Annotated in this window: 23 protein-coding genes; 8 read left to right on the top strand and 15 right to left on the bottom strand. The window is 63.9% G+C overall.

Annotated elements, in window-relative coordinates:
* Positions 1-19 precede the first annotated feature (19 nt).
* From D769_RS30245 to D769_RS30235, 3 genes are all read right to left on the bottom strand, one after another.
* Positions 20-1,378 (bottom strand): MFS transporter, encoded by a 1,359-nt coding sequence (locus D769_RS30245; protein WP_008652516.1) that lies wholly within the window; start codon positions 1,376-1,378, stop codon positions 20-22.
* A 277-nt stretch (positions 1,379-1,655) separates the two neighbouring features.
* Complete coding sequence (locus D769_RS30240) at positions 1,656-2,900, bottom strand: thiolase family protein (RefSeq protein WP_008652514.1); 1,245 nt, start codon at positions 2,898-2,900, stop codon at positions 1,656-1,658.
* A gap of 74 nt (positions 2,901-2,974) precedes the next feature.
* Positions 2,975-3,748 carry an enoyl-CoA hydratase/isomerase family protein gene (locus D769_RS30235; protein ID WP_008652512.1) on the bottom strand — a complete coding sequence of 258 codons (774 nt, stop codon included), beginning with the start codon at positions 3,746-3,748 and terminating at the stop codon, positions 2,975-2,977.
* A gap of 273 nt (positions 3,749-4,021) precedes the next feature.
* On the opposite strand from D769_RS30235, the gene D769_RS30230 reads away from it, so the two are divergent.
* On the top strand, positions 4,022-6,742 hold the full coding sequence (locus D769_RS30230) for a LuxR C-terminal-related transcriptional regulator (protein ID WP_008652509.1): 2,721 nt from the start codon (positions 4,022-4,024) through the stop codon (positions 6,740-6,742).
* Positions 6,743-6,844: 102 nt separating this feature from the next.
* On the opposite strand, the gene D769_RS30225 is transcribed toward D769_RS30230, so the two are convergent.
* From D769_RS30225 to D769_RS30215, 3 genes are read right to left on the bottom strand one after another with little or no spacing between them, the layout of a single operon-like run.
* The gene (locus tag D769_RS30225; RefSeq protein WP_200876311.1) at positions 6,845-7,981 is read right to left on the bottom strand and encodes an acyl-CoA dehydrogenase family protein; all 1,137 of its coding nucleotides are present in this window, start codon (positions 7,979-7,981) and stop codon (positions 6,845-6,847) included.
* A 58-nt stretch (positions 7,982-8,039) separates the two neighbouring features.
* A complete protein-coding gene (locus D769_RS30220) occupies positions 8,040-8,495 on the bottom strand; it encodes a MaoC family dehydratase (protein ID WP_008652504.1) in 456 nt (151 codons plus the stop codon).
* Between the two features lie 42 nt (positions 8,496-8,537).
* On the bottom strand, positions 8,538-9,710 hold the full coding sequence (locus D769_RS30215) for an acyl-CoA dehydrogenase family protein (protein ID WP_008652502.1): 1,173 nt from the start codon (positions 9,708-9,710) through the stop codon (positions 8,538-8,540).
* Between the two features lie 250 nt (positions 9,711-9,960).
* Here D769_RS30215 and D769_RS30210 point away from each other — a divergent pair, with 250 nt between their 5' ends.
* A complete protein-coding gene (locus D769_RS30210; RefSeq protein ID WP_008652500.1) occupies positions 9,961-11,538 on the top strand; it encodes an AMP-binding protein in 1,578 nt (525 codons plus the stop codon).
* Positions 11,539-11,761: 223 nt separating this feature from the next.
* On the opposite strand, the gene D769_RS30205 is transcribed toward D769_RS30210, so the two are convergent.
* Together D769_RS30205 and D769_RS30200 are read right to left on the bottom strand one after the other, a co-directional pair.
* Positions 11,762-12,007, bottom strand: coding sequence for a hypothetical protein (locus tag D769_RS30205; protein WP_035884057.1), 246 nt, complete (start codon positions 12,005-12,007; stop codon positions 11,762-11,764).
* Positions 12,004-13,131, bottom strand: a complete 1,128-nt coding sequence (locus D769_RS30200) for an MBL fold metallo-hydrolase (RefSeq protein WP_008652499.1) — start codon at positions 13,129-13,131, stop codon at positions 12,004-12,006. The genes D769_RS30205 and D769_RS30200 overlap by 4 nt, the downstream gene beginning before the upstream one ends.
* Positions 13,132-13,575: 444 nt before the next feature.
* Between D769_RS30200 and D769_RS30195 the strand changes: the two genes are divergently transcribed.
* The 4 genes from D769_RS30195 (at position 13,576) to D769_RS30185 (ending at position 19,304) form a co-directional block, all read left to right on the top strand.
* Positions 13,576-14,748: a porin gene (locus D769_RS30195; RefSeq protein ID WP_008652497.1), complete on the top strand. Its 1,173-nt coding sequence runs from the start codon at positions 13,576-13,578 to the stop codon at positions 14,746-14,748.
* A 166-nt stretch (positions 14,749-14,914) separates the two neighbouring features.
* Positions 14,915-16,948 (top strand): alkyl sulfatase dimerization domain-containing protein, encoded by a 2,034-nt coding sequence (locus D769_RS30190; RefSeq protein WP_008652495.1) that lies wholly within the window; start codon positions 14,915-14,917, stop codon positions 16,946-16,948.
* Positions 16,949-17,735: 787 nt separating this feature from the next.
* Positions 17,736-18,269, top strand: a complete 534-nt coding sequence (locus D769_RS31605; RefSeq protein WP_008652493.1) for an Rmf/CrpP family protein — start codon at positions 17,736-17,738, stop codon at positions 18,267-18,269.
* Positions 18,270-18,818: 549 nt separating this feature from the next.
* The gene (locus D769_RS30185) at positions 18,819-19,304 is read left to right on the top strand and encodes a DUF695 domain-containing protein (RefSeq protein WP_040011361.1); all 486 of its coding nucleotides are present in this window, start codon (positions 18,819-18,821) and stop codon (positions 19,302-19,304) included.
* 336 nt (positions 19,305-19,640) lie between these two features.
* Here the strand turns inward: D769_RS30185 and D769_RS30180 are convergent, their stop codons facing one another.
* The 6 genes from D769_RS30180 to D769_RS30155 form a co-directional block, all read right to left on the bottom strand.
* On the bottom strand, positions 19,641-20,072 hold the full coding sequence (locus D769_RS30180) for a cupin domain-containing protein (protein ID WP_008652491.1): 432 nt from the start codon (positions 20,070-20,072) through the stop codon (positions 19,641-19,643).
* A 53-nt stretch (positions 20,073-20,125) separates the two neighbouring features.
* A complete protein-coding gene (locus tag D769_RS30175; protein WP_008652490.1) occupies positions 20,126-20,767 on the bottom strand; it encodes a carboxymuconolactone decarboxylase family protein in 642 nt (213 codons plus the stop codon).
* 94 nt (positions 20,768-20,861) lie between these two features.
* A complete protein-coding gene (locus D769_RS30170) occupies positions 20,862-21,338 on the bottom strand; it encodes a cupin domain-containing protein (RefSeq protein WP_008652489.1) in 477 nt (158 codons plus the stop codon).
* Positions 21,339-21,363: 25 nt separating this feature from the next.
* The gene (locus D769_RS30165) at positions 21,364-21,609 is read right to left on the bottom strand and encodes an SDR family NAD(P)-dependent oxidoreductase (protein ID WP_008652487.1); all 246 of its coding nucleotides are present in this window, start codon (positions 21,607-21,609) and stop codon (positions 21,364-21,366) included.
* Positions 21,610-21,611: 2 nt separating this feature from the next.
* Positions 21,612-21,842, bottom strand: a complete 231-nt coding sequence (locus D769_RS30160) for a tautomerase family protein (RefSeq protein WP_008652485.1) — start codon at positions 21,840-21,842, stop codon at positions 21,612-21,614.
* 126 nt (positions 21,843-21,968) lie between these two features.
* Positions 21,969-22,862, bottom strand: coding sequence for a LysR family transcriptional regulator (locus D769_RS30155; RefSeq protein WP_008652484.1), 894 nt, complete (start codon positions 22,860-22,862; stop codon positions 21,969-21,971).
* Positions 22,863-22,959: 97 nt separating this feature from the next.
* Between D769_RS30155 and D769_RS30150 the strand changes: the two genes are divergently transcribed.
* Both D769_RS30150 and D769_RS30145 read left to right on the top strand, forming a co-directional pair.
* Positions 22,960-24,159, top strand: a complete 1,200-nt coding sequence (locus tag D769_RS30150) for an arabinose transporter (RefSeq protein ID WP_008652483.1) — start codon at positions 22,960-22,962, stop codon at positions 24,157-24,159.
* Between the two features lie 50 nt (positions 24,160-24,209).
* Entirely contained in the window at positions 24,210-24,947 is a 738-nt protein-coding gene (locus tag D769_RS30145) for an SDR family oxidoreductase (protein WP_085959104.1), read from the top strand.
* Between the two features lie 381 nt (positions 24,948-25,328).
* On the opposite strand, the gene D769_RS30140 is transcribed toward D769_RS30145, so the two are convergent.
* Positions 25,329-26,324 (bottom strand): LacI family DNA-binding transcriptional regulator, encoded by a 996-nt coding sequence (locus tag D769_RS30140; RefSeq protein ID WP_008652481.1) that lies wholly within the window; start codon positions 26,322-26,324, stop codon positions 25,329-25,331.
* Positions 26,325-26,599: the final 275 nt, after the last annotated feature.

Below are 26,599 nucleotides of genomic sequence, written 5' to 3'. Positions count from 1 at the left end.
GGCGGATGGTCAGGACACGTTACGCGGACTCTGTCTGCATGCCGTTGGCCGCGCTGCGTCGGGCAGTCGCGCTATTGATGATCAGCGCCGCCGAGGACAGCAGCACGAACACCATCACCACCGTGAACACGGCGGGCAGGCTGAAGCCGTCGCGCAGCATGTACGCGCCGACCATCGGTCCGACGATGCCGCCGAACCGGCCAATGCCGTGCATCCATGAGATGCCAGTGGAACGGCCGCTTGCGGGATAGAACGCCGCCGCGAGCGAGCCCATCGACATCAGCGCGCCACTCAGGCCAATGCCGCCTGCGAACACGCACACCGCCACCCAGGCCAGGTCCCCCCGCTGCTGCCCGACCAGCCAGATGCCGATGCCGCCCAGCGCATAGGCCAGGGCCACCACGGTGTACTTATCGAAGCGGTCCATCAGCCAGCCGAACAAGAACGTGCCGACGATGCCGCCGACGGTCAGCAGCACAGTGATGAGCTGCGAGTTCCGCAGCGAGGCCCCCATGTCCTGCACCAGCGTCGGCAGCCAGCCGACCAACAGGTAGTAGGCGAACGTGCCAAAGAAGTAAGCGGCCCACAGCAGAACGCTACCGGTGCGGAACTGCTTTGACAGCACCACGGCGACACCTTGCTTGCCGGCATCCTGCGCCTCCGGCAGCACGAAACGCGTATCGTCATCGATCGCGGCATTGGGTGCAATCCGACGCAGCACGGCGGCAATCCGATGCCCCGGGTAGCCCTTCTGCACCATGAAGTGCAGCGGCTGCGGCATCGCGGCAAGCATGAACACGGCCAGCACGATCGGCAGCACGCCGCCAATCAGGAAGACGCTGGTCCATCCGTGCGTGGGCACCATCGCCGCCGCCGTCAATCCACAGGCCGAGGCGCCGATCAGGGCGCCTACCGCGATCGCATTGACGAGGAACGCGCTCATGCGCCTTGGCGCGTACTCGTACATCAACGTGGCGGCGCCGGGAACCGCCGCGCCTACGCCAATGCCCGTGAAGAAGCGCCAGACGCCGAGCGACACGAGCGAGTTGGCCGTCATGGTGCCGAGGCTGCAGACGCCGAACAGCAGCATGGAGCCGATGATCACCGTCTTCGGGCTGGTGCGATGGTAGAGCGGGCCGGCGAGCAGCGCGCCGAGTGCCAGGCCCAGTACACCAACGCTCAGCACCGGGCCGAACGCTGCCTTGTTCACTCCCCACTCGCGCACCAGAACCGGCACAACAAAGCCAATGGCCAGGCCGTCATAGGCATCGATGGCAATCAGCAGGAAGCATGTGACCAGGATCTTCCACTGATATCGTGAGAACCGGTGTTCGTTGATGAACTGCTGCACGTCCAGCGTGCGGGACACACTCGTCATTTCGTCTCCTCAGCATTGTTGTGAGAGTCGTGCGCCGGGGGGCCGGCGCCGGTCCATGGCGCGCCCGGAAACCCGAGCAACTTGCCACTGGACGCGTTTGACGATACGCACCGCGATTGCGGTGCTCCCCTCCATATATGGGAGGGGGAACACTGCCGAGTGAGCCGATATGGCTCCAAATGCAAACGGGGCCGGGAAATGCGTGCCCTCCCGCATCCTTCCGGCCCCGCTCACGCGCCACCTCTGCCAATGCCGCGGCAGACGTGGGCATCCCTCCTTATGCCAGCCCGAAGATGCCGACGTGTTCGGTCGATTCCTCCACACGCCACAGCCCACCGCCGTTGCCTTGCAGCGCGATACGCGCGCCCTCGACCTGGCGCTTGCCGCAGTTGCCGCGAAGCTGCTCGACCAGTTCGAAGATCTGGCCCAGTCCCGTCGCACCAATCGGATGGCCCTTGGACTCCAGGCCGCCAGACGGATTCACCGGCAGCCGGCCACCGAGTGTGGTTTCGCCGCGCTCCGCCATTTCGCCGCTTGCACCAGGCTCGCACAGACCCAGCGATTCGATCGAGAGCAACTCGCCAATAGCGGTGGCGTCATGAATCTCCGCCACGTCGACATCCTTCGGCGAAATGCCGGCCTGCTCGAATGCCGCCTTGCCAGCCAGGTGAGTGCAGCCCTGATCGAATGCATCCGCTGCGCGAGCGGAGGCCGAACGCACCACGCTCGCCAGCACCTTGACCGCGCGCTTGCGGTCGAAACCGTATTTCTTCAGCGCCGATTCCGTGCAGATGATGGTTGCCGCCGCGCCGTCAGAAATCGGCGAGCACATCGGCAGCGTGATCGGATACGTGATCGGAGGCGCGGCCAGCACCTCCTCGATGCTGATCGGGTTGCGATACTGCGAGCGTTCGTTGTGCACCGAGTGCCCGTGGTTCTTCGACGACACCGCCGCAAGCTGGCGCTGGGTGATGCCGAAGCGTTCCATCAGGCCGCCGCGTCCCAGTGCCGCGTACACGTCCATGAACGGGCTGTACGGCTTCTCCGACTGCGAGCCCGGCGGCGGCACGATGCCCTTGCCCATCGCCGCCAGGTAGTTCCGGTTCTCGTCGAAGGTTTCGATGTCCCAGGCCGACTCGAACGCCGAGAACATCTTGGCCTTGTCGCTGTAGAACATCTTCTCCGCGCCCACGGCGATCGCTACGTCGGCGGCGCCGCCGCGCAGTTGCGTCACTGCCAGATTGAAGGCGTGACTCGACGAGGCGCAAGCGCCCTCGATATTGAAGATGGGGATGCTGTCGAAGCCGAGCGGCAGCAGCGCCACCTGGCCACGGATCATGTGCTGGCCATCAAAATGGCCCTGCGTGCAGTTGCCGTAGAACGCAGCCTGCACCCACTTGCGATCGCAACCCGCGTCCTTCAGCGCGTCTTCCACGGCCCAGGCGGTCAGTTGCTTGACGGTCTTGTCTGCATGTCGGCCGAACGGCGTCATGCCGACGCCAACGATATAGATGTTCTCCATGTCTCCTTACTCCAATGCTGTAGATACTTGAGATGATTGGGGGGGCTTGAGGTGCTTGGGGGTATCTGACCCGGTCAATAACCCTTGAACTCGGGCGTGCGCTTCTCCGCGAACGCGCGCAGGCCTTCGGCGATGTCGTACGAACGCTGGTGGTTACGCAACTCCAGCAGTTCGTGGCGCAGCGCATCGGCCTGTGGCTTGTCGGCCGCTTCATCGGCCACCTTCTTCATCTTGCGCAGCACCAGCGGGCTCTTCTTCGCCAGCTTGTCGCCGATGGCCTGCACACGGTCCACGAGTTCCTCGTCGGCCACCACCTCGGCCACCAGGCCGTACTGCTTCATGTCGGCCGCAGGCAGCGAATCGCCCGTGTAAAGCAGGTATTTGGCGATGTTCTGCGGGATCTTGCGCGGCAGGATGGCGGCACCGCCACCGCCGGGGAACACGCCGAAGTTCGAGTGGGCATCGCCAAAGCGCGCGCTCTGGGCGGCAATCACAAAATCGCACGCCAGCACGGTTTCCAGCCCGCCCGCAATGGCGAGGCCGTTGACGGCAGCAATAGTGGGCTTCGGGAACGCGCGCAGGGTGTCGAAGAACGCGACCAGCGTGTCCAGCAGGTCCGGCTCGCCGGGGCCCGGAGTGCCCCCTGCCTTCAGGTCGGCACCGGCGCAGAAGGCGGGACCGGTGGCGGTCACCGCCACCACGCGCACGGCTTCATCCTGCTGCCACGCGCGCAGTTGCGCGGCCATTGCCAGCGCCATGTCCTTGCTGATCGCATTGCGGGCCTCGGGGCGCATCAGGGTGATCCAGCCAACCTGACCCTTCACCGCAAAAGTTACGGGTTCGCTCATGTCTTCTCCTTGTTCCAATGTGCTATTGCCGACAGCATTTCTGGTTGGAAGCAAGGTACGTCAGCGGCATGGTTGCCTGCCCCTCCCCTTGCGGACGTGAGCAGCGACATATGCCGGATATCGCACGTAGTCGCGCATACCCGGTAACACCCCCATTCCCAAAACGGGTGGCGGGTCGCCATAATGTGCTGTCACTCATGTGCCATCACTACGCCCCTGGCTGGTACCCCTACGCCGGTGTCAAAGGCGAATCCCTCCTGGCAAGCATCCACGATGAATTCCGACAACCTCCTGGTGGCGACTAAGTTCTCCCCACCGCGCATCAGCCCTCGCCACATTCCGCGTGAGCATTTGCTCGCCCGTCTGCGCGATACGAAGGACTGCACTGTCACCCTGCTCACCGGCGGCGCTGGCTTCGGCAAGACCATCCTGCTCGCGCAGTGGCGACAGGAGCTGATGCGCGCCGGCATCGACGTGGCGTGGCTGTCGCTCAGTCATGACGACAGGCAGTTTTCGAGTTTCTGTACCTATCTGATGACGGCGTTCCAGCGTCTGGGCATGCGCGCTGACTACGTGGTGCCCGATGCCGCAGGCAGCGAGCAGTCGATGGAGGCACTGGTGGCCGTGGCGACCAGTGCCCTCGAGGAAGTCGAGCGCGAGCTGTACCTGCTGATCGACGACTACCAGTACGCGGAGGCACCTGCCGCTCACCGCCTGATGCAGAAGCTGCTCGATCACTGCCCCGCCAACCTGCATTTCGTGATCGCGTCGCGCACCATGCCGCCGCTTAGCCTGGGTCGGCTGCGCATGCAGGGTCAGGTGTCCGAGATCGACTTCGCAGACCTGCCGTTCGGCCTCGATGAAACGCGCGTGTTCTTCGACCAGAGCCTCAGCACGCTGAAGCTGACGGCAGACGAAGTGCGCCTGATCCACGATCTGACCAACGGCTGGCCGGCATGCCTGCAACCGGTGGCGACGATGCTGCGTATCCGGCCTGGCAAGCGGACCAACCTGCGCTCGCTACTCTGGAAATCGGCGGACCTGCAGTCCTATCTCGCAGAGGATGTGGTGGCGTACCTGCCGCCGGCACTGACGGCATTCATGGAGAAACTGTCTGTCTTTCGCCGCTTCAATGCTGGCCTGGCGGAGGCCGTCACGGAAAACCCCGATGCGGCGGATCTCATCAAGCGCGCCGAGGACGAGAACCTGCTGATCTATCGTGTGGAGACCGACGATCCGTCGCCGTGGTACCGCTTTCATCCACTGTTCGGCGAGTTCCTCGCCCAGCGCCTTGCCCAACAGGGCAAGGAGGCAGTGGAAGCCGTGCACCGCCGCGCGAGCTGCTGGTTTGCCGCGCAGGACCTGCTTGTGGAAGCCGTGCGCCACGCCAGCCTGGGCGGTGACCTGGACTTCGCCGCCGATGCGATGGAGCAAGCCGCCACCCGCTCGACCTGGAGCATGTCGTACATCGGCCCGTTGCTGTACATGATCGATCGCCTGCCACAGGAAACGCTGTTCTCGCATCCGCGCCTGTTCTTCCTAGGCTGCATGGCCCATGCCTTCACCGGCCGGGCCGATAAGGCCGAACGCTGGCTGGAACAGATCCGTCGCACGGAAGCCGCCAAGATTCCGGCCATTTCGTCGAAGTTTCCGATCATCGACTCTTCCGTGGCCGTGGAGCGCGACGATCTGCAGCGCGTGATCGAGGTGCTGGAGCCGCTGTGCAACGCGCCGATGGAGAACGCGTCGCTGCGCTACGCGTGCCTGGTTGGGCTTGCGGTTGCCTATCTCGCCGTCGGCCGACTGGACGACACGCGTGAGCTGTTCGACGCCAACCCTATCGCCCCCGAGGACCGCGACAACGATATGGCGATGGTCTTCGAAAGCCGCCGCGCGCAGACCTGCCTGTTCGCGGGCGACGTGCGGGAAGCCGAACGGCTGGGCGCGAGCACGCTGGCCCGCGCGGAGGCCAGGTACGGCCGCGCATCGCTGCCGGCCAACCTGTGCGCGGATACCCTCGCCTTCGCCAGCTACGAGCTCGACCACATCGACGATGCGCGCGAGGCGCTCGCCAACCGTGCCGGGATGATGCAATCGTCGTGGCCCGACGTGATGACACAGTCGTCGATCTGCCGTGCGCGACTCGACTTCCTGCAGGACGCGCCGGAGACCGCCCTCGCCTTCCTCGAGGCACAGGCCGCGCACTTCCATCTGCTTGGCCTTGATCGTGCGCTGGCGTACATGCTGGCCGAGCAGATCCGCATCCTGCTGACCACCGGTGAGCAGCGCCGCGCCAGGGAACTGGCAACGCGGCTCGAAGGGCTGCGCCACACGCATGAGAACGGCACCGGGGCATTTGTCCAGATCCCAGCCATCGCGGCGCTGGTCCGCGCACGTCTGGCGCTGGCCGACTCCAATCCGCGTGACGCGCTGGCGGCGCTGGCCGAGGTGAGACGCTTCGGCGAGAAGTATGGCCGTGGCCAGACGCTGGTGGTGGCCGACCTGCTGGCTGCCGTGGCGCATGATGGACTTCAGCAGCACGACCAAACGACACGCTGCCTGACCGATGCGGTCACGCTTGCCGCAAAGCTCGGGCTGGTCCGGACGCTGCTCGACACCAAGGAGCAGACAGCCGGATTACTCGCCGGGCTTCAGGATGCCGACAGCCTGCCAGAGCCGGAGGCACGCTACCTCGCCGATATCCTGGCGAGGATGACGCCGGGCGCGGCGCGTCCGGAACCCGCACCAGTGAGCGCCGTGGCAAGCGCCGCCACCCGTATCGCGCCAGATGCCGAACGGGGCCCGCTCACGCCACGCGAACTGGAGATCCTCACGCTGATCGCCGAGGCGATGTCGAACAAGCGAATCGCGCTGACGCTCAACATCACGTTCGGCACGGTGAAATGGAATGTGAAGAACATCCTGGCCAAGCTGGGCGTATCAAGCCGCTATGACGCGATCGCGCTGGCCCGGCAACGTGGGCTTCTGAAGTAGCCATCCATGAAAAAAGGGCCAGCTCGTGGCTGGCCCCTCTCCCTTATCACCGGGCAACGGTCAGATGCCGACCGCCCCGGCTCCCCCTCCGATCGTTCCGCCTCAGCGCGCGCCCAGCGCACGCGAAATGATGACCTTCTGGATGTGGCTGGTGCCCTCGTAGATCTTGGTCACGCGGGCGTCCCGGTAGTACCGCTCGACCGGGAAGTCGGTCAGGTAGCCATAGCCGCCGTGGATCTGGATCGCGTCCGAGCACACCTTCTCGGCGATCTCGCTGGCGAACAGCTTTGCCATCGACGCCTCTTTCGCACAGGGAACGCCCGCGGCTTGCAGGCGTGCGGCATGCAGCGTGAACTGGCGCGCCACTTCCACCTGGGTGGCCATGTCCGCCAGATCAAACGCCACGCCCTGCAGGTTGATGATCGGCCGCCCATAGGCCTCACGTTCGTTTGCGTACTGGACGGCCGCCTCGAGCGCGGCGCGGGCAACGCCGCAAGCCACCGCCGCAATACCGATACGGCCTTCGGACAGCATGCTCATCACGCGCTTGTACCCGGCGCCCTCCTCGCCCAGCAGATTTTCGGCGGGCACGCGATGGTCATCGAGCTGGATCGCGGCGACCTGCGCCGAGCGTTGACCGAGCTTGTCCTCGACGCGCGTCACGATGTAACCGGGTTCACGCGGATCGACGATGAACAGGCTCGGCCCCTTCTTGCCTTCCGGCGTCTCGGTGACTGCCGCGATAGCAAGGCCGACGCCGGCCTCGTTGCCGTTCGAGATGAACTGCTTGCTGCCGTTCAACACATAGTGATTGCCATCGCGTCGCGCCGTGGTGCGGAAGGCCCCGGTATCCGAGCCCGCCTGCGGCTCGGTCAGCAGGCCCGCGACGATGGTCTCGCCGGACGCCATGCCGGGCAGGTACTTGCGCTTCTGTGCCTCGGTGCCGGCATGCACCACCGCGCCTGCCAGCCCGTTGTGGACGTGCAGGATGGTGGCAAAGCCCGCGTCGGCAGCAGCGAATTCCTCGATGGCCAGGCAGTACTCCGGGAAGGTGGCAGCGGAGCCGCCGTACTCTTCGGGAACGTGCATGCCGAGAAAGCCGAGTTCGCCTACGGCCTTCAATTCGCTGCGCGGCCACGCACCGCTGCGATCGCGCTCGGCGGCGGTGGCGGCAACGACTTCCTGCGCCACCTTGCGGGCAGCATCGCGGATCATGACTTCCTGCTCGCTCAGGAGCACGGCGGATGTATCGCTCATTTCTCTTTCTCCTTGGTTCGTTTCAGTCGTTCTGGCTGTCTCAGGCAAACGCGCGCACGATCGACTCGGCCACGCACACGGGCTTGTCGCCGCCTTCCATCTCGACTGTCATCTCGTAGGTCAGTTGCGCACCGTTGTTGTCCAGCGGCTCGAACCTCAGCAGTTTGAAGTGCGCACGCAGCCGACTGTTGACCGGTACCGGCTTCAGGAAGCGCACGCGATTCAGGCCGTAGTTGACGCCCATCCTGATGTCGCGAATCGCAAAGGCTCGCGTGGTGAAGACCGGCAACAGGCTCAGGGTCAGGAAGCCATGGGCGATCGGCGCGCCGAACGGACCCTTGGCGGCGCGCTCCGGGTCCACGTGAATCCATTGGTGATCGCCGGTAGCGTCGGCGAACATCTGGATGCGCTGCTGATCGATGATGACCCAGTCGCTGGTGCCAACCACCTCGCCAATCAGGGACTGCATCTGGGCCAATGTTTCGTAGGTCTTCATGGTGTCGTTCATTCCGAATGTGGGTGATGGCTCGGATATCGCTCAGGCAGCGATTTCTAGCGGTTCGGTGTCAGGTTCGGCGCGAAGTTCGGTCTGCAGCGCAGTGGCGCAGGCTGCTTCGTGCGCATCGCTGCCACCGAGCAGCGCGTCCGCCACCACTGCGTGCTTGTAGTAATGGCCAACCGAGTACTCCTCGGTCATGCCAATGCCGCCGTGGAGCTGGATGCCTTGGCCGCAGATGAACTTCGCCGTGCGGCAAATCAGCATCTTGGCCGCCGACAGCGCCTTCAACTGCTTCGGTGCATCGTCATTGGCCAGCGAGGCCAGTGCAGCGTGCAGCATCGATCGCGCCACTTCCAGTTCCGCGGCCATGTCGGCCATGCGGTGCTGCAGGACTTGAAAGGTGCCGATTGGCGCGCCGAACTGCTGCCGCGTTTTCAGATACTCGGCAGTCATTTCGATGGTCTTCTCCATCGCGCCGATCAGATCGGCGCAGAGCGCGACCGTGCCCGCGGCCAGACCGGCCCGGAGCGCCCGTAGCCCCTGTCCCGGCTCACCCAGTACGGCGTCGGCCCGGACCTGGACGGCATCGAATGTCAGTGCCTCGACCCAGCTTCCGTCATGCAATGGCAACGCCCGACGGCTCAAACCCTGGGTATCGGCATCCACCAGCAGCAGCGTGACGCCCGGCGTGTCGGGGATCTGGGCCGAAACGATGAACAGTGATGCGCCGACGGCGCCCTGCACGAGCGACTTGCATCCATGCAGCACATAGCCGTCGCCGTCGCGTTCCGCACGCAGGCCCACCGGCTCCGGCATGCCACGCGATGCGGGTTCGCTGTACGCCAGCGCGATACGCAGCGCACCGGCGCCAACCAGCGGCAACAGGTACGCCTTCTGCGCTTCGGTGCCGCCGGCCACCAGCGTCTGCGCGGCCAGTACGGCGCAGCCGAGGTAAGGCTCGACGACCAGCCCGCGCCCGAGCTCCTGCGCAATGATCGCGGTGTCGAGCAGTGATCCGCCGAGGCCGCCGTAGGCCTCCGGCAGCGCGGCCATCAGCCAGCCGTTCTCCGCGAACGTGCTCCAGTTGGCCGCGATGCCGCTGCCGCCCGCCGTCAGCAGCGCGGCGCGCGCATCAAAGCTGTACTCCCGCTCGATGAAGCGGCGGACGCTGTCCTGCAACAGTCGCTGTTCCGAATTCAGTTCGAAATCCATGCTGTCTCCTATTCCCTGATCCTGGCGATCGCCTGCGCCAGGACGGCGCTCGGTGCCATGTGTGAGGCTCATCTTAGTGAGGCGCCGCGTGTTGCTCCCCCCCCTTTCTTGCAGGGGAGGCGCATCCGGGATGGATTCGTGTTGGCCGCTCCCAGCCACTCCCCCTCTCCACGGGAGAGGGGCAATCCGGAAATCGGCGCTCCTACACTGGGTCGGACCCAATCCCAACAAGAGCGCCACGGAGACAACGATGAAGATGGACTTTGCCCGCGTCATGGGGCAGGCCGCCACGCAGTTCGCCGACAAGGAAGCCCTCGTAAATATCGAGCGCAACCGGCGATACACCTTCCGCGAGCTGCACCGGCTGACCAACCTTATTGCCAACATGATGCGCAGTCGGCTTGGCTTGCGCCGTGGCGATGTCGCGCTCTGCATCCTGGAAAACGACAATCTCTCGTTGCTGCATGCGTGGACCGCCTTCAAGGGCGATTCCGCCTTGGCCCATACCAACATCCGCGATGCGTTCGACGAGCACCGCTGGCAGGTCGAGTTCATCCGACCCAAGGTCGTCTTCATCGAGACTGCGCTGCTGGATCGCTACGGCGACATGCTGTGCGAGCACGGCGCAACCGTGGTCTGCATGGACCCGATCCCGGCGCCGCGCGAGGGCATCCACTACTTCTGGGATCTTCTGGAAGGGGTATCCGATGGGGAACCCGGCATCCAGTCGGACACCTGCTCGGACGTCCTGATCTACCGCTTCACCGGCGGCACCACCGGCAGGAGCAAGTGCGCCCAGTACACCATCGACAACTGGCTCGCGGCACGCGACACGATGTATGCCGATGAAGAGCAAGGCGTGGCGCTGAACCGCAATACGCGCTACCTCCACATCGCGCCAGTTAGCCACGGCTCCGGCCTTTCGTTCCTGCCCACGATGTTCCGCGGTGGCTGCACCTTGACGCAGAACGCCGCCGACCTCAAGGCGTGGTGCCGCAATGTCGAAGCCGAAAGAGTCACCACTACGCTGATGGTGCCAACGCTGGTGAACTGGCTGCTGGATCTGCCCGAAGCCTCGCGGCATGATCTTTCCAGCCTGCGCACGCTCTATTACGGTGCGGCCCCGATGAGCCCCGCCAAGCTGGCCCAGGCGCAACAGCGTTTCGGCAACATTTTTTTCCAGCTCTATGGCGCCACCGAGTGCGCACAGGCGGTTTGCACGCTGACACCGTCCGACCACCTGACCGCGGTGGAGACCGGCCGGCTCGCGTCCGCCGGCAGACCGACCATCGGCATCGAACTGCGGATCGTCGACACCGATGGCAACGATGTTCCACCTGGCACCACCGGCGAACTCTGGCTGCGCGGGCGCGGCACGATCAGCGGCTACCACGCCAACCCGGAAGGCACCGCGGCCGAGTTCCACGACGGATTCTGGAAATCGGGCGATCTAGGTTACGTCGACGACGCGGGCTACGTGTTCATCGTCGACCGCAAGAAGGACGTGATCATCACTGGCGGCTTCAACGTGTATGCCGTCGAGGTCGAGGCATCGCTCAACGCGCACCCCGCCGTTTCCATGTCCGCGGTGGTCGGCGTGCCCAATGACAAATGGGGCGAAGCCGTGCACGCGGAGGTAGTACTGAAGTCCGACGCGTCGGTTGATCCGCAAGCGCTGATCGAACACGTCAAGGAAAAGCTCGGCCGCTTCAAGGCGCCCAAGACTGTGGCGGTGGTCGAGGCCCTGCCCGTCAGTGCGGTCGGCAAGGTCCTGCGTCGGCACGTTCGCGAGAAGTACTGGAAGGATCAGTCCCGCCGCGTGTCCTGACTTTCGCGGGCATGCGGACGCGATTCTTGCGCCCGCATGCCCGCACCTGTTCCACGTGTTGTCTCCACGTTGACTTGCCAGTGTTTGGCCCTCCGGCTTCGAGCCGGAGTTTTCTTTTGCGGATTTGCGGAATCTGTTTGGGGAGGTAGCCGGGCAATTCCGCGGCCCACCCGCACTGGGCTCGGGCCGGGGCGTCCCCGCCTGGTGACAGGCGCCGGCAGGGCTAACGGGATCGGGCCCCGTGCCGGGAGGCGGAAGGGAGCATCGCGCGGAGATCGAGTTCACAACGGGCAAGCTGCAGCAGCAGGCCGTGCCGCGTATCGATCGATGCGCCGGTTGCCGGCAACCGCGAAAGCTGCTGCATCAGCACCTCGCGCCACTGCCGCAACGCCGGTGCCACGCGTAACGGATCGCCTCCGGCGTCAGCCGACGCGGCGAACCTCGCCGGGGCAAGGGGTTCCGGTGTCATGTCGGCAGTGCCGCTTCGGTGGGCATCGATGTCGCCGGTGGCACCTCGATCGCCGCAACGGCCCGATACCACGCCACGCCAGCATCATCGATACGCACATCGATATCGCCAAGCACCTGGAGGTAGTTGAGATAGGCGACGGTCTCGCCCGTGGCTAGTGCGTACTGGAGCGCATCGTTTGCCGCCACGGGCGCAGCAAACAGAACGCCGAACAGGTCGATCGCGCGCCGGGGCTCTCCCAACGCGTTGCGCAACCGCGCCCGGTCGCGCCAGAGCGACTGCTCGAACCGGTCGAGGCGCGCGTGCAGGCCTTCGAACGGATCATTGTGTGCCGGCAGTACCAGCACATCGTCCGGGACCAGCCTGCGGAAGCGGGAGAGCGATGCCTGCCAGCCGGCGAACGGATTCGCCTCGGGCTCCATCGGATGCACCGATACGTTGGGCGATATGCGCGGCAGAATCTGGTCGCCGGCAATCAGTACCGCCAGTTCATGCGAGTAGAGACAGGCGTGTTCAGGCGTATGGCCTTGCCCGGTCAGTACCTGCCACGTGTGGGCACCAATCCGCAGCGTCTCGCCATCGTTCAGACGTCGGTAGCTGCGCGGCAGGCGCGAGATCATGCGCCCCGCGCGCCCGAATCGCTGGCGATAGCCGTCGAGCGCGCCATCGTCCCAACCGGCGCGGCGATAGAAGTCGAGGCCTTCGCGCGGTACCTCCTGTCCGGTCTCTGCAACGGTGGCAAGGCTGTGCAGGTACTCCAGCCGCGTCATCCAGAGCGGGCAACCGAATCGTTCCGTGAGCCAGCCCGCCATGCCGACGTGATCCGGATGCTGATGCGTGACCAGCACCCGTGTGACCGGCCGGCCGCCCAGCGGGCCTTCCAGCAGCATCTGCCAGGCCTCCACGGACTGCGGGGTATGGACGCCTGTATCCACGATCGCCCAGCCCTCGCCGTCCTCGATAGCCCAGACGTTGATATGCGACAGCGCATTGGGCAGCGGCAGACGCATCCATAACACGCCGGGCGCGATCTCGAACGCCTGCCCTGGCGCGGGCGCCTCGCCGCATGGATAGTGCAGCCTCGCGGCCGGCCTGCTGTGATGGTGTGAATCTGGTCGATACATGGGGGACTCCGTGGCCGACCGTTGCCGGCCGTCATTCTCTGCTTGTCATGCCACTGTAGTCACGCAACCCGCCCCCTCGCCCCTCCCCTGAAGACAGGGGCCACTACTGCCCGGTGGCCGGAAGCGGATCGGCCCGCCATGGATGTCCGACGCCGGCAACACACTGGTGAATTCCCTCATGCGCCAGGCACGGCCGCGGCGGGACCACCAAGTGCCGCATCAGGGCGTGGTTTCGGGACGGTGTGCGCATCCGCGATGGCACCCTCCCTACCCCTCCCCCCCCCATTTTGATAGGCGAAGCAGGGGGGTGCCGTCTCTACTGTCGAGACGCGCAGGTCCTCCGGCCGCAGGATCTGCCGCGCAGCACAGCAGCATCGAGGGCCGACAACAGACAGCCCCAAACGTGGGCGTCACAAATCAAGAAGGCAGAGGAGACCTCAAAGCATGAAGAAATCACTTGTCGTACTGGCTGCACTCAGTGCAATGACCAGCGCGGCGCACGCGCAGTCCAGTGTCACGCTGTACGGCGTCATCGACCTCGGCGTCGAGTACATCAACCGGGTCGCCACGGCGCCGACGTCAGCATCGCAGACACTCGCAGGCGTTCCGCCGGCAGGTAGCCGCGTCGACATGCCTGGCACGGGCGGCTTGTCCGCATCGCGCTGGGGCCTGCGCGGTTCGGAAGACCTGGGCGGCGGCCTGAAGGCCATCTTCACGCTCGAGAGCCAGTTCAGTCCCGATACCGGTGCGTTCGCCGGCAACACCGGCATCTTCAATCGCCAGGCCTATCTCGGCCTGAGCAACCAGTATGGCAAGGTGACGTTCGGCAAGCAGTATTCGAGTCTTGCCGAAGGCATGCTGAACTTCTCGCCCACGCGCGCCGCGCCGGCGTATGAGCCGGGCGTCTGGTGGTTGGGCATCAACTACCGGCCCGCCAACACGGTCAAGTACACGGGCAACTTCGGGCCAGTGTCCGCCGCTGCCCACTACTCGTTCGGCACCGGCGTGGGCCTGACATCGCTGAGCCCCAGCGGCATTCTCTATGGCAGCGGCCTCGGTGAAACGCCGGGCGCCCCGCGCGACAACACGGCATGGGGTGGCTCGCTGGTCTACCTCGACGAACGCTTCGGCCTGGGCGTCGGCTACGACCAGTGGAATCCGGCTGGCTCGATCGGCGTCACCGGCAAAGTCCGCAAGGCAGCGATTGCCGGCAGCTATGCCAACGGCCCGATGAAGGTCATGGCAGGCTACCGTTGGGGCGACCAGACCTACGCCAACGGCAACACCGCCATGCGTGACGATTACTGGTTCGCTGGTGTCAGCTACCGCATCAACGCCGCACTCGACTTGCAGCTTGCGTACTTCTACACGAACATCAAGCAGCTTGCCCTCTCCAACAGCAGCGTGCCGACCAACCCGGCCAACCCGCAGCAGGTCAGCTTCGTGGCCGACTACGCGCTGAGCAAACGCACCGACATCTACTTCACCACCGCGTGGGTGCACAACGGGGCGCTGGCCAACGACGGCCCGTTCACCGGCTACCTGTTCAACTATCCACAGGCCCCCGGCCAGAAGAACATGGTCGGCGTGATGAGTGGCATTCGCCACATCTTCTGACGCTGGAGGTATCAGTACACGCATCAGATGCCGCGGCACGATTCGAACGTTTCACGCTTCGTGCCGCGGCCAACATCAGGGCTCGTCGTGTCTGGCACATCATCGCCCGCCGCGCCGTGCCACCCCGCTGTTTTCGCATCCACACACTACTGTCAAGCTGAGTACCATGCCTGTCCTTCGCAACTCCCCCACATCGTCCAGCCGGCAAACCGGCGCGTCCACGCCTGCCCGCGTGGCGGTCTGGCTGGCGGCCTTCATCCTCGCGCATGGCAGTGCCGTAGCGCAGGTCGCACCAAAGCCCGCGACGGCCGCCACGCGCGCGGCCAATGCCGCCGTGCTCAAGGAGTTGCCGTTCCAGGACAGGCAGGAGTTTGAGGATGCCCAACGCGGCCTGATTGCCGCGCCGGATCTGGCCGAGATGCGCGCCGCCCACGGTAACGTCGGCACCAGCCTGGCCACCCTGCGCGCGCAGGTCGTCGGCAAGAATGCCCCCGATACCGTGAACCCGAGCCTGTGGCGCAACTCCCAGCTTCTGGCGAACTACGGGCTCTACAAGGTTACGGATCGCATCTACCAGGTCCGCAGCCTCGACCTGGCCAACATGACGTTCATCCAGGGCGATACCGGCTGGATCGTGATGGACACTCTGAGCTACTCGGAAACGGCGCGCGCCGCGTACGATCTCGTGACCAAACATCTTGGCCAGCGCCCCATCGTCGCAGTGGTGTTCAGCCACTCGCACGGCGACCACTACGCCGGCATCCGAGGGATCGTGACCGACGCGGACATCCAGTCCGGCAAGGTGCGCATCATCGCGCCGGAAGGCTTCATGGAAGAGGCTGTCAGCGAGAACGTGATCGCCGGCAACGCCATGAGCCGCCGCGCGGTCTACATGGGCGGCGCGCCGCTGCCCGTCAATCCGCAGGGCCGTCTGGCGGCTGGTCTGGGCGTCTTTGCCGCCCCCGGCACCATGTCGCTGGTGCCACCCACCGACACGATCTCGAAAGACGGTCAGGAACTGGTCATCGATGGGGTGAAGATGATGTTCCAGCTCACGCCTGGCACCGAAGCACCCGCCGAGATGAATACGTGGTTCCCGCAGTTCAAGGCAATGTGGATGGCCGAGAACACGACCAACACGCTGCATAACCTTCTGACGCTGCGCGGTGCGCAGGTCCGCGATGCGCTCAAGTGGGTGGACGGCATCAATGCCACGATCACCAGCTACGGCAAGGACATCGAGGTCAAGTTCCAGTCTCACCACTGGCCGATGTGGGGCCACGACCGCATCATCGACTACTTCGAGAAGCAGCGCGACGCATACCGCTACATCCACGACCAGTCGGTGCGCCTGATGAACGAGGGATACGTCGGCACGGAGATCGCCGAAGCCGTCAAGCTGCCGCCCGAACTGGCGCAATACTGGCCGAACCGCGGTTACTGGGGCACCGTCAAGCACAACACGCGAGCGGTCTACCAGCGTTACCTTGGCTGGTACGACAGCAACCCGTCCTCGCTCGATCCGCTGCCGCCCACACAGGCCGCGAAGAAGTACGTCGAGTACATGGGCGGCGAGGCGGCGATCCTGGCACGTGCCCACGCGGATTTCGACAAGGGTGAGTACCGCTGGCTTGCTGAGGCGCTACGGCAGGTGGTCTTTGCCAACCCCGGGAACAAGGAAGCGCGCGAGCTGCTGGCCGACACGTATGAACAGCTCGGCTACCAGGCCGAAGCCCCGTCGTGGCGCGCCGAGTATCTGCAAGGTGCGAACGAACTGCGCAACGGCGTGCCGAACATCCGCCGCATGCAGTCCGCCAGCCCCGACGTGGTCCGCGCGATGGCGCCCGAAATGCTGTTCAGCTACATGGCCGTGCGGCTGAACGGGCCGAAGGCAGCCGGCAAGCACCTCGTGCTGAATGTGGTCCTGACCGACGTGGACCAGCAGTACACGCTTGAGGTCAAGCACGGAGTGCTCAACCATTTCGCCAACGCGACACCCAGGGCGGACGCCACCATCAAGCTCAGCAAGGCCGTACTGGCGCGTTTGCAGCAAGCCGGGCCCACGAGCATCGAGCAAGCCATCGCAGCTGGCGAACTGCGCATCGAGGGCAAGCAGGAGGTGTTCGGCCAGCTACTGGGCATGCTCGATACATTCCCGACCTGGTTCAACATCGTGACGCCCAATCCTGAGCCAGCCTAGATCGCCGGGGGAGCCCAAGAAGGCGTCCCGCTACCCGCGTTTTCCGAACCAGCCCCCCTCCGTTCACGCAGCCGGCATGAAGTCAGTTGAGTCGACAGTGCCGAGCAGCAGATTGCACACGACCGGCTCGCCGGTCGTTGTCTGCTCCCCTGGATCTGTTGCTGCCTCAGGTAGCATAGGGCGTTGTAAGCCCGCTGCGCCTCAAGCTCCACATACCACTGGGCGATCGTCCGCGTCCCAAGCATTTACAGCCCTTCGAACTATCGCATCGGACGTCGCAGATGGGTCGGCTACAGCCGGTTGCTCCGCCTTCGATCGTGAGTCATATGCCGCCGTCACCGGTCGTGGCGGAAGCCCAGAGCTGATGCCGGTGGTAGACGCTGGCTGGCCCCACCGAACTTCTACTCGCACCGGTACTTTGATACCTGGGCACCAGCTCGTTGCACGGCCTCCGATGCTTGTTGGATCTGTGCCGAATCTCGGCTAAGCATTGCCCGCTCAGAATTGGCAACGGCAGCCTGGTAGGACTGGCGAAGGGACGGACAGATGATGCTCGACGTAAGCCTCGCCTGCCCTTTCGGGTCGAAAATGGAAGATGGTTCAGCGCGATACTCGGCGTTTCGTTGACCGATGGATTTGCTTACCGTCTCAGTTCTTGCGTCGCTCTGACACGGGCCATCCTGCAACGTGAGCCGTGCAGCCTCTTGCATAAGGCCAACATGCGCGGATACTTTGCCGTTGCGATATTTGTCATGGCCACGAATGCTGCGGGACAGACCATTTATCAATGTCGAAATGCTGCGGGACACGTCCCCAAGCATGCCCCTACTGCGATAGCCCGGTTCGCATCGTCAACAACAGGGAGATCTACGGCGCATCGTACGGAGAATGGCCGTGGTCATACGCATGCACACATTGCGATGCCTATGTGGGCATGCACCCGTTCACCGCCACGCCGCTTGGGACTCTAGCCAACAAAGCACTCCGGAACGCGCGGAACAAAGCGAAGGCGCCTTTTGATCTGCTTTGGAAGCCGAGCACGAAGAAACGCTCTGCGGCATATCAAACGCTTGCCGCTCATCTGGCCATCGATATTGAACAATGCCATTTCGGCCTCTTCGACGAGGCGACTTGCGACAAGGCGTGGCGATGGGCGCTTGAACAGGCCGCCACGCCAGAGTCAGCGCACGATCGTGGGAGTGCTGCGGCGAGGCGCGGCATCCCGATCTCCGAGTGCCCGTTTCAGAACATTGAATTGGCCTCTGCATGGCGCAAGGGTTGGAAAGCACTGCCACTATGGTCGTCTGAGATATCGGACTAGCGCCCACAGGAGCGCTATACAGCGTTAGCGCCTCAACTTATTGGCCGCCCACGCAAGACGCCTGTTCCCGCCTCCAAAGCACGGCATGCTTCCCGATCTACGACGGATTGTCTTACGTCCTGACGAGATTTGGCGCCTAATCGCAGGCAATTTGAGTGACAGGTGGGTACACAGCGGGGGAGGGAAACTGAGTGCTGTAAGCCGGCGTCCGCAAGGGAATGACACTCTCCTTTTCGGTCAAGCTACGGGGCCGGCCTGGGATTCCAAAGTCCCCTCCCGGCCAGGAGCAGCCATTGGGGAACTGTTGCGGCTATGTCCCCTTCGGAGAAGCCGCTAGAACAATGGGGATGTCCCCTCGACCCGCTGGATTCCGAGCGTCGCCCTCGTTGTGCGGCTCCCACACCCCTCGTCGTCGCAAACCTCACGCTCTCGCATTTTTGATACATTTCATCGCGCCCCTCCTGCGATACCCCAAATCAAAGGGCTCCAGAAAAGCTTGGCTGAAAACGCTGCAGTAGCGCTTCGCCAAAAACAATCCTACATATTCGGATGCGCTTCTCAAAATGGTTCGTAGCCACCGTGGCTGCCGCAGTTGCCTCGTTTTCACACTCAGGTCAGGACGAGAAGGCTTGGAAAGTCGCTGTCTCCAAGGACTCAGCGGGGAGCGCACGTCGCATTATTCGCTATCGAGATGAGTTGCCTGACTGGGTTCGCAGGTCATCCTTCGGCGCGCTTGTCGTAATTTCATGGCCAGTCGCCAATCAGCGCGGCATGCCAACGAAGAGCGAATCTCAACTTCACTACGCATTCGAGGACGGCCTGCAGGCGGCTGAAGAAAGCGAGCGATCTGGCGTACTTGCCGCCGTGGCTACCGGGGAAGGGAAAGTGAAATGGTACTACCTTGCCCGTTCGCACGACCTTTTCATGCGCGTCCTCAACAAGGCTCTAGATGGCAAGTCGCGCTTGCCTATCGCCATTTCGCTGGACCAGGACCCGGAGTGGTCTACATATCGAAGCATCACAGGAAAGCAATAGTGTGCATGCCCCTGGTCGTCGCCCACCGGCCATAAGCGGTCATTGAAGCGGACCGCGCCGTTGCCTGATTCGCAGCGGTTGCGGCTATTCGAAGCTTCAGATCGAACGTTTGCTCGATGGCCAAAGAGGACGTGAGTGAGTCGGCTTGGCTATGAACCGGCAATATCATATGGCCCGATGCGCCAAACACATCGAGGGCGGGTAATCCGAGTCGTGAGTACATCCGAGCGTGGCTCCGCGGGTCGTCGCTATGTGCGGACCCCAGCCGCTTGATGGCGCAAACATGGTGTTCGACGGTCGCCCATTCCAGTCGTCCGGTTCGATCAGGGTGCGTCCTCAGGGGCAATGCGTAGTTGGTGAAGACTCCTGGGGGCCCACGTAGTACTCCTCGTCCGTTACTCGCTCCATCCAGATGACGTTCTTGCCGTCGAGCGCCTCCTGGATGGCGATGTGCGTCATCGAAGTGGTCGCCGACGCGCCGTGCCAATGCTTGTGACCCGGCGGGCACCAGATAACGTCGCCAGCGCGGATTTCGACGATGGGTTCGCCCTCGCATTGGGTCCACCCGCAGCCCGCGGTCACGATGAGGGTCTGACCCAGAGGATGGGTGTGCCAGTTGCTGCGAGCGCCCGGCTCGAAGGTGACGCTCGCGCAGGATACACGCGCCGGAGCCGGTGGTGCGTTCAGGGGATCGATACGAACGGTGCCCGTGAAGTATTCGGCTTGGGCCTTCACGGAAGGCTGAGAGCCCGCGCGCTTGAGTTCCATGGTGGGTTCCTTGAATGCGTTGACAATTCATGTCTCGCAGTGCGCTCAAATGCTCACTGCTGCTGGTTGCCAGCCAAGTGCTTTTCGAGCGCGGACGCTAAGCGCTGGCTTGCCTGCGCCTCCCCCCGCGCAGCGAGATCGTGGCCAAACTGCTTGAGTTGGTCCGCGGTCAGGCCCACGTTGATGCTGATGCGTATGTGAGCCAGCAACTGCGACTCGACGCCCGACAGTGCAGACAGGATGGCGACGGTCGCGAGCTCGCGACTCTGCCAGTCGAGGTTGTCTCGAGCGAAGATGTCGCCGAACAAGTGCGCCTTTAGGAAGTAGTCGATCGCCGGCGCGAAGTCGAAGAGCGGCCCGCCCACGGGCGCCCCCGACAGCTTGGTCTGGTTTGCGGTGCCGACCTCAAGGAGCGCCTTGCCAGTCGGTACCTTGCCGGGCTGGCGACCCGGAGCGTCCATGATGCCCTTGGCTCGCCGGTCCTCGACGACCTTCATGAGCTCGCCCAGCGCATTGAGCGCGCGTGGGAAGCCTGCATACGCGTAGAGCTGGACAAGCATTTCCTTGACCTCGCTGATGGACAGTCCGGCATCCAGTCCCTTGCGCAGTGCGCTGTTCAGGCGAGCGATGTCGCCCACCGCGGCATTGCCTGCGATAGGGCCGATGGTGAGCTGGGTAACTGTCAGCGCGGTCATATAAGGTTCCTTGAAGTCGGTTTTGGAGAACGCCGGAGATGCCGCCAACGCCGCTGCAGCAATCAGAAGATGCCTGCGAGGGGCGTCGGGCGGCTCAGTGGCCGAGGTACTGCTCATCGCTGACCTTCCCCATCCAGTTGACGTTCTTGCCGTCGACCATGCCCGTGACGGCGATATGTGTCATCGACGACCCTGGAGCGGCTCCGTGCCAGTGCTTGACGCCAGGCGGACACCACACGACGTTCCCGACATGAAGTTCCCGGATGGGCTGGTTCCACTCCTGCGTGAGGCCAACGCCTTCTGTGACGATGAGGTACTGGCCAGTGGGGTGGGTATGCCACGCTGAGCGCGCGCCCGGCGAAAAAGTCACCCGTCCTGCTGACACGTTGATGTCGCCGGTCGCAGGGAAAACAGGCTCGATTCGGACTTGACCGGTGAAGTAGGCAGCGGGGCCGGCAGACGAGCCCGACGCGCCGATGGTCGAAACCTGCTGCCCTGTAGACGTGACATCGGCGGCGCAGACGCGAGCCGCAGCCAGTAGGCACGTCGCGGCAAAATGAGTCTTTAACATCGAGTTCTCTGAAGTGATGCGACCGTCAGGCCGAAATGGAATAAGAGAGCGCGCCGAGCGAAGCTCTTACGGAACTCGTGCCGTCCGTGACCTCGATGACAACTCCACGTAGGGATGAGTCGACTAGGGCAACCAGCACCTCAGCGACAAGCTCGGCTGCTTGCTCCTGGCGGCGAACCAGCGCGACGACACTCTTGCCTGCCTCCAGCAGCGTCTGCACAACCAGGCTGCCCGTGCCACCGGTGGCGCCGATGACGAAGACCCGATCCATCGTCAGAAGGGCTTGTAGCCAGGCCGCTTGTAAAGCTGGCCCATGTTGGGCTCGATTTCCGGTCGGTAGACATCAGCCATCCAGCGAGACGACGACACTTCCTCGATCGCAACCGACACTGATTCGTTGGCCGTGCCGATGCTTTCGATGAGCGCCTTGGTGATGCGGTCGGCCAAGCCCCGCTTCTTATCCTCACTGGGGCCGGGAAACATCTTGATGACAACGTGGGGCATGGACAGTCTCCTTACTTGCGTTGGAGAAATCGTAGTCCTCGCACGTTCATCGAAAAAGATGGTTCTGTCGCTTTCACTTATGGCCTGGTTCGATAAATCTACCAGCCCGAGAGGCCCGCCGTGTCTTCATTCCTTCTGACGGAGCGCATCAATGACAAGCTGCAGCGCTCGCGAGCTCTGCCGGCGGCTCGGGTAATAGGCGTGATGCCCAGGGTAGGTCGGACACCAGTCCTCGAGGACGCGGCGCAGCTTTCCCTGCTGTACCAGTGGCGCCGCGATGTCGTAGGGTACATAGGCCAGACCCAAGCCTAGCGCGGCGGTCTCGAGCGCCTGGTAGGTATTCGTCACGACAACTTGCCCCTCGACCTTGGCCTGGATGGTCTCGCTGTCGCGCTGAAGTTCCCACGTCAGCAGACTTCCATGCGTCGGCAGCCGCATGTTGATGCACTTGTGGGCGACCAAGTCCTGGGGTGCCTTCGGCGCGACGTGCCGCTTGAGGTACGCCGGCGAGCTCACCACGGCCATCTGCCGGTCAGGACTGATGCGCACAGCAGTCATGTCCTTTGCCACCTGGTCGCCAAAGCGCACGCCGATGTCGTAACGGTCGGCCACGATGTCTCGAAGGCCATAGTCAATCGAGACCTCCACGTGGATGTCGGGATACTGCACCAGCGTCTTAGCCAGCTTCGGCCAAATGACGGTGTTGGCCGCATAGTCCGTGGCAGTGATGCGGATGGTGCCAGCCGGGCTGTCGCGCAGGTCGCTCAACGCGGACAACTCGGCTTCAATCTCTTCGAAGTGCGGAGACAGGTTTCGAAGTAGCCGTTCGCCGGCTTCGGTCGGTGAAACGCTGCGCGTCGTCCGAGTCAGCAGGCGTACGCCCATTCGGGCTTCCAACGATTTGACCGTGTGGCTCAGTGTCGACTGTGAGATGCGGAGCTGGGCCGCCGCCCGCGTGAAGCTGCGCTCCCGGGCCACGGCCATGAACGCGAGGATGTCGTGAAGGTTCTCGCGCGGCATTCTTCGCTCCAGTCGATAAGTCCAAGCGAATTCTCCCACCTAGTCACGGCAATGGGCAAAGCCTAAATTTCAGGCTGCCCCAGTTACCAAGCCTGCCATGTCGCTGCTACAAACCGCCAATCCGCCCACCGGGGAGCCCTCGTTCTTCTCGGTCGTCGGGCCCGTCATCAGCGTCGTCTTCATCGGATTTCTCATCGTCGGCTTCGCAATGCCTGTGCTTCCCCTGCACGTGCACGACGGGCTGGGCATGAGTTCGTTCGTGGTCGGTCTGGTCGCAGGCAGCCAGTTTGTTGCCTCGCTCCTGTCCCGCGTCGTCGCAGGCCAGTTCTCTGATTCCCGCGGGCCCAAGCGCGCTGTCGCCATAGGCCTCATCGGCGCAACTTTCTCCGGCGGCCTGTACCTGCTGTCCCTCGCCTTCAGAGAGACGCCGGTGATGTCAGTTGGCGTTCTGCTCGTCGGGCGCGCGCTGCTGGGAGCAGCCGAAAGCTTCATCATCACCGGCGCTCTGGGCTGGGGCTTCGGCCTGGCAGGGGTGACCCATACCGGCAAGGTCATCGCTTGGGTGGGTTCGGCGATGTTCGCGGCGTTCGCCGTCGGCGCACCGATGGGCAACGTGCTCTACGCGAGCTTCGGCTTCTTCGGGGTAGCCGTAGCAACGCTGGCGATGCCGCTGGCCACCCTCGTCATGCTCACGCGCGCTCCAACGGTTCCCGCCAGGCAGGCGAAGAAGGCCTCCGCCTCGCGGGTGCTCTCGTCCACCCTTCTGCCGGGCGCTGGTCTTGCCGCAAGCAGCCTTGGCTTCGGCGCCATCACCGCGTTCGTCTCGCTTCTTTACATGCACAACGGCTGGAGTGCTGGCTGGCAGGCGTTCTCGGTATTTGCCGTGGCCCTCATTCTGATGCGTGCGCTATTCGGCCACCTACCGGACAAGCTGGGCGGCCCCAAGGTCGCCATGGTGAGCATCCTCATCGAAGGCGCTGGCCAACTGCTGCTCTGGATGGCGTCCTCGGCCACGGTCGCGCTCCTTGGCGCTGCGCTCACGGGCCTCGGCTACGCGCTCGTCTACCCGGCGTTCGGCACGGAGGTCGTGCGCAAGGCGCCGCCGGATAGCAAGGGCCTGGCTATGGGTAGCTACACCGCCTGCCTCGATCTCACGCTCGGAGTTGGCAGCCCGCTCCTCGGCGTCGTCGGCGGCCACGCCGGCCTGCCGAGCGTGTTCCTCGTTAGCGCCGGTGCCGCTGTGGTCGGCGCAGGCATCGCTCTCTGGATGGCCGCACGAACTGCACCCGCCCGCTGACCCAACCCTTTTTGCAGCACGGGCATCTTTCACCACTAGATTGGGAGAACATCATGATTGGAATCGAGAACAAGGTTGTCGTTATCACGGGCGCAAGCTCGGGTCTCGGCGAGGCAACCGCGCGGGTCCTCGCCGCAGCAGGTGCCAGGGTTGTCCTCGGCGCTCGACGCGTCGACCGACTGGAAGCGCTGGCGGCCGAGCTCGGCATCAGCAAGGACGCGGTCCTGAAGACGGACGTCACAGACCGCAGCCAGGTGCAGAGGCTGGTCGAGCGCGCGACGAGCCTGCATGGCCGACTCGACGTGCTCCTGAACAACGCGGGCCTCATGCCCAGCTCGATGCTTGAACGGCTGCACGTGGACGAATGGGAGCGGATGGTCGACGTCAACATCAAGGGCGTCCTCTTCGGCATCGCCGCGGCACTGCCAGTGATGACGGAGCAGAAGGCGGGGCACATCATCAACGTGTCATCGGTGGCCGGCCACAAGGTCGGTCCCGGCGGCACTGTCTACGCGGCGACCAAGCACGCCGTGCGAGTCATCTCCGAGGGTCTGCGCCAGGAGGTCAAGCCGTACAACATCCGCACGACCATCCTCTCGCCCGGCGCCGTAGCCACCGAGCTCACGCAAACCATCACCGATCCGGACATCGCTGCGGGGATGGCCAAGACCTACGCGAACGCCATCAGTTCGGACGCCTTCGCCCGGGCCGTTGTATTCGCGATGAGCCAACCGGAGGACGTGGACATCAACGAAATCTTGTTCCGACCAACCAATCAAGCCTATTGATCCAAGCCCCCGTCGGGGACGGCAGTTTGCGGTGGTCAAATGCTCTTCTGGCTTGTCGATCAGACTCGATCACGCGCTTGTTGCCGTCAAGCAATCCTGGACGGCGGTTGCTGAGGTCAGCCGAAAAGCGGTCCGCCGGTGTCCTGCCACCAAGGCCGAATCCAGCCAAGCGACGTTCGGATGCGAGCCTCTGGAAAGCATCTTCCGGCCAAGCCCCTCATTCCAACTCGTCGAAGTCTTCCGGCGTTAGCCTGAGAGAGTCCGCGCGTACGTTTTCCTCGAGGTGATCGACTGATCGAGTGTCGGGGATGGGCAGTATGATTGGTGACTTCGCGCGTAGCCACGCGATGGACAGGGCCGGATGTGTGACGCCATCGCGACTCAAGTCGACCTCCGCTCCACAATCCTGAATCCCACATCCACCACCGGCGCCGGCACCGTCTCGCCCCGGCAGCGCCACAGCAGCAAATTGGCCGCCAGCGTGCCGATGCCGGCGCCGTCGACCTGTACCGTGGTGAGCGACGGCGACATGTCCGCCGCAAAGTCGGCGTCGCCGAAGCCGCAGATCGCCAGATCTTCGGGTACGCGCAGGCCGCGCGACCTCGCCTCTTCCATCACGCCTTGCGCAAGCTGATCCGAGCTGCAGAAGATCGCCTGGATGGTTGGGTCCTGCTCGAGTAAATCGCTCAATGCCTTGCGCCCGAGGCCCAGGCTGCTTGGGGCGGGTACACGGGCCGTTGGCACATCATGGCCGAGCGTCGAAATAAAGCCCTCGTGGCGTACGGCCGCGCGCTGATCGTCGCCGGTGGCGATGCCAAAACGGCGCCAGCCTTTGGCCAAAAAGTAGCCGGCCACCGCGCTGCCCACCTTCAGATGCGAAAAGCCTACCGCCATATCCACCGGGCGGTCGCTCAGATCCCAGGTTTCCACCACAGGAATGCCCGAGCGGCGCAGGCGGTCGCGGGATGCCTGGGCATGCACCAGTCCAGTCACCACGATGCCGTCGGGGCGGCGGCTGATCATGGTGCCCAGCAGCGCCTCTTCGCGGGCATTGTCATACCCGGTCTGCCCGAGGATCAACTGGTAGCCGGCGGCGTCCAGTGCATCGGTCAGTGCCTTGACGGTCGGAAGGAACTGCGCCACGGCGATATTGGGCACCAGTGCCGCCACGGTCAGGCTGCGACGCGATTTCAGGCCGCCCGCCAGCAGGTTCGGGATGTATCCAGTGACCTCCACGGCCTGCTGCACGCGAGCGATGGTCTTGGCGGACACAACGCCCGGGTTGCTCAGGGCGCGCGACGCCGTGATCAGGGACACCCCTGCCTCGCGTGCCACGTCGTGCAGTGTGACGGATTTGTTGCCGGATGAATCGGACATGCCTGCTCGAAATAATGATTGCGGTGCGGGTAAACGACGATGCCGAGAGCTATTGCAACGGTTGACCGCTTAAAATGACAACGTTAGCATTCTTCCCACGCGCTGTCCCGGGCATGGCCCGATCAGACTGTCGAAGACGCGTTTTCGCTGCCGTTGTGCGCTTGTATCGCGTACAACATGGCAGCGGCCCGCATTATAGCAACGCCGATCGGCCGAATTCCGGCCATTTTTTGACAACGATGTCATACGATGTCCGAAGTCTTGACCGCTTTCCA

This window comes from Cupriavidus sp. HMR-1 (assembly GCF_000319775.1).
Lineage (GTDB): Bacteria > Pseudomonadota > Gammaproteobacteria > Burkholderiales > Burkholderiaceae > Cupriavidus > Cupriavidus metallidurans.
The sequence above is the reverse complement of the archived record's forward strand: the minus strand, read 5'-3'. Positions and strand labels throughout refer to the sequence as shown.

Excerpts from the sequence above, each read along its gene's own strand:
- D769_RS30170 (WP_008652489.1), bottom strand. The coding sequence starts at position 21,338 with ATGTTAAAGACTCATTTTGCCGCGACGTGCCTACTGGCTGCGGCTCGC.
- D769_RS30180 (WP_008652491.1), bottom strand. The coding sequence starts at position 20,072 with ATGGAACTCAAGCGCGCGGGCTCTCAGCCTTCCGTGAAGGCCCAAGCC.
- D769_RS30215 (WP_008652502.1), bottom strand. The coding sequence starts at position 9,710 with ATGGATTTCGAACTGAATTCGGAACAGCGACTGTTGCAGGACAGCGTC.
- D769_RS30205 (WP_035884057.1), bottom strand. The coding sequence starts at position 12,007 with ATGACACCGGAACCCCTTGCCCCGGCGAGGTTCGCCGCGTCGGCTGAC.
- D769_RS30195 (WP_008652497.1), top strand. The coding sequence starts at position 13,576 with ATGAAGAAATCACTTGTCGTACTGGCTGCACTCAGTGCAATGACCAGC.
- D769_RS30210 (WP_008652500.1), top strand. The coding sequence starts at position 9,961 with ATGAAGATGGACTTTGCCCGCGTCATGGGGCAGGCCGCCACGCAGTTC.
- D769_RS30185 (WP_040011361.1), top strand. The coding sequence starts at position 18,819 with ATGCGCTTCTCAAAATGGTTCGTAGCCACCGTGGCTGCCGCAGTTGCC.
- D769_RS30160 (WP_008652485.1), bottom strand. The coding sequence starts at position 21,842 with ATGCCCCACGTTGTCATCAAGATGTTTCCCGGCCCCAGTGAGGATAAG.
- D769_RS30245 (WP_008652516.1), bottom strand. The coding sequence starts at position 1,378 with ATGACGAGTGTGTCCCGCACGCTGGACGTGCAGCAGTTCATCAACGAA.
- D769_RS30140 (WP_008652481.1), bottom strand. The coding sequence starts at position 26,324 with ATGTCCGATTCATCCGGCAACAAATCCGTCACACTGCACGACGTGGCA.
- D769_RS30200 (WP_008652499.1), bottom strand. The coding sequence starts at position 13,131 with ATGTATCGACCAGATTCACACCATCACAGCAGGCCGGCCGCGAGGCTG.
- D769_RS30190 (WP_008652495.1), top strand. The coding sequence starts at position 14,915 with ATGCCTGTCCTTCGCAACTCCCCCACATCGTCCAGCCGGCAAACCGGC.
- D769_RS30220 (WP_008652504.1), bottom strand. The coding sequence starts at position 8,495 with ATGAAGACCTACGAAACATTGGCCCAGATGCAGTCCCTGATTGGCGAG.
- D769_RS30240 (WP_008652514.1), bottom strand. The coding sequence starts at position 2,900 with ATGGAGAACATCTATATCGTTGGCGTCGGCATGACGCCGTTCGGCCGA.
- D769_RS30165 (WP_008652487.1), bottom strand. The coding sequence starts at position 21,609 with ATGGATCGGGTCTTCGTCATCGGCGCCACCGGTGGCACGGGCAGCCTG.
- D769_RS31605 (WP_008652493.1), top strand. The coding sequence starts at position 17,736 with ATGTCGAAATGCTGCGGGACACGTCCCCAAGCATGCCCCTACTGCGAT.
- D769_RS30155 (WP_008652484.1), bottom strand. The coding sequence starts at position 22,862 with ATGCCGCGCGAGAACCTTCACGACATCCTCGCGTTCATGGCCGTGGCC.
- D769_RS30175 (WP_008652490.1), bottom strand. The coding sequence starts at position 20,767 with ATGACCGCGCTGACAGTTACCCAGCTCACCATCGGCCCTATCGCAGGC.
- D769_RS30150 (WP_008652483.1), top strand. The coding sequence starts at position 22,960 with ATGTCGCTGCTACAAACCGCCAATCCGCCCACCGGGGAGCCCTCGTTC.
- D769_RS30230 (WP_008652509.1), top strand. The coding sequence starts at position 4,022 with ATGAATTCCGACAACCTCCTGGTGGCGACTAAGTTCTCCCCACCGCGC.
- D769_RS30235 (WP_008652512.1), bottom strand. The coding sequence starts at position 3,748 with ATGAGCGAACCCGTAACTTTTGCGGTGAAGGGTCAGGTTGGCTGGATC.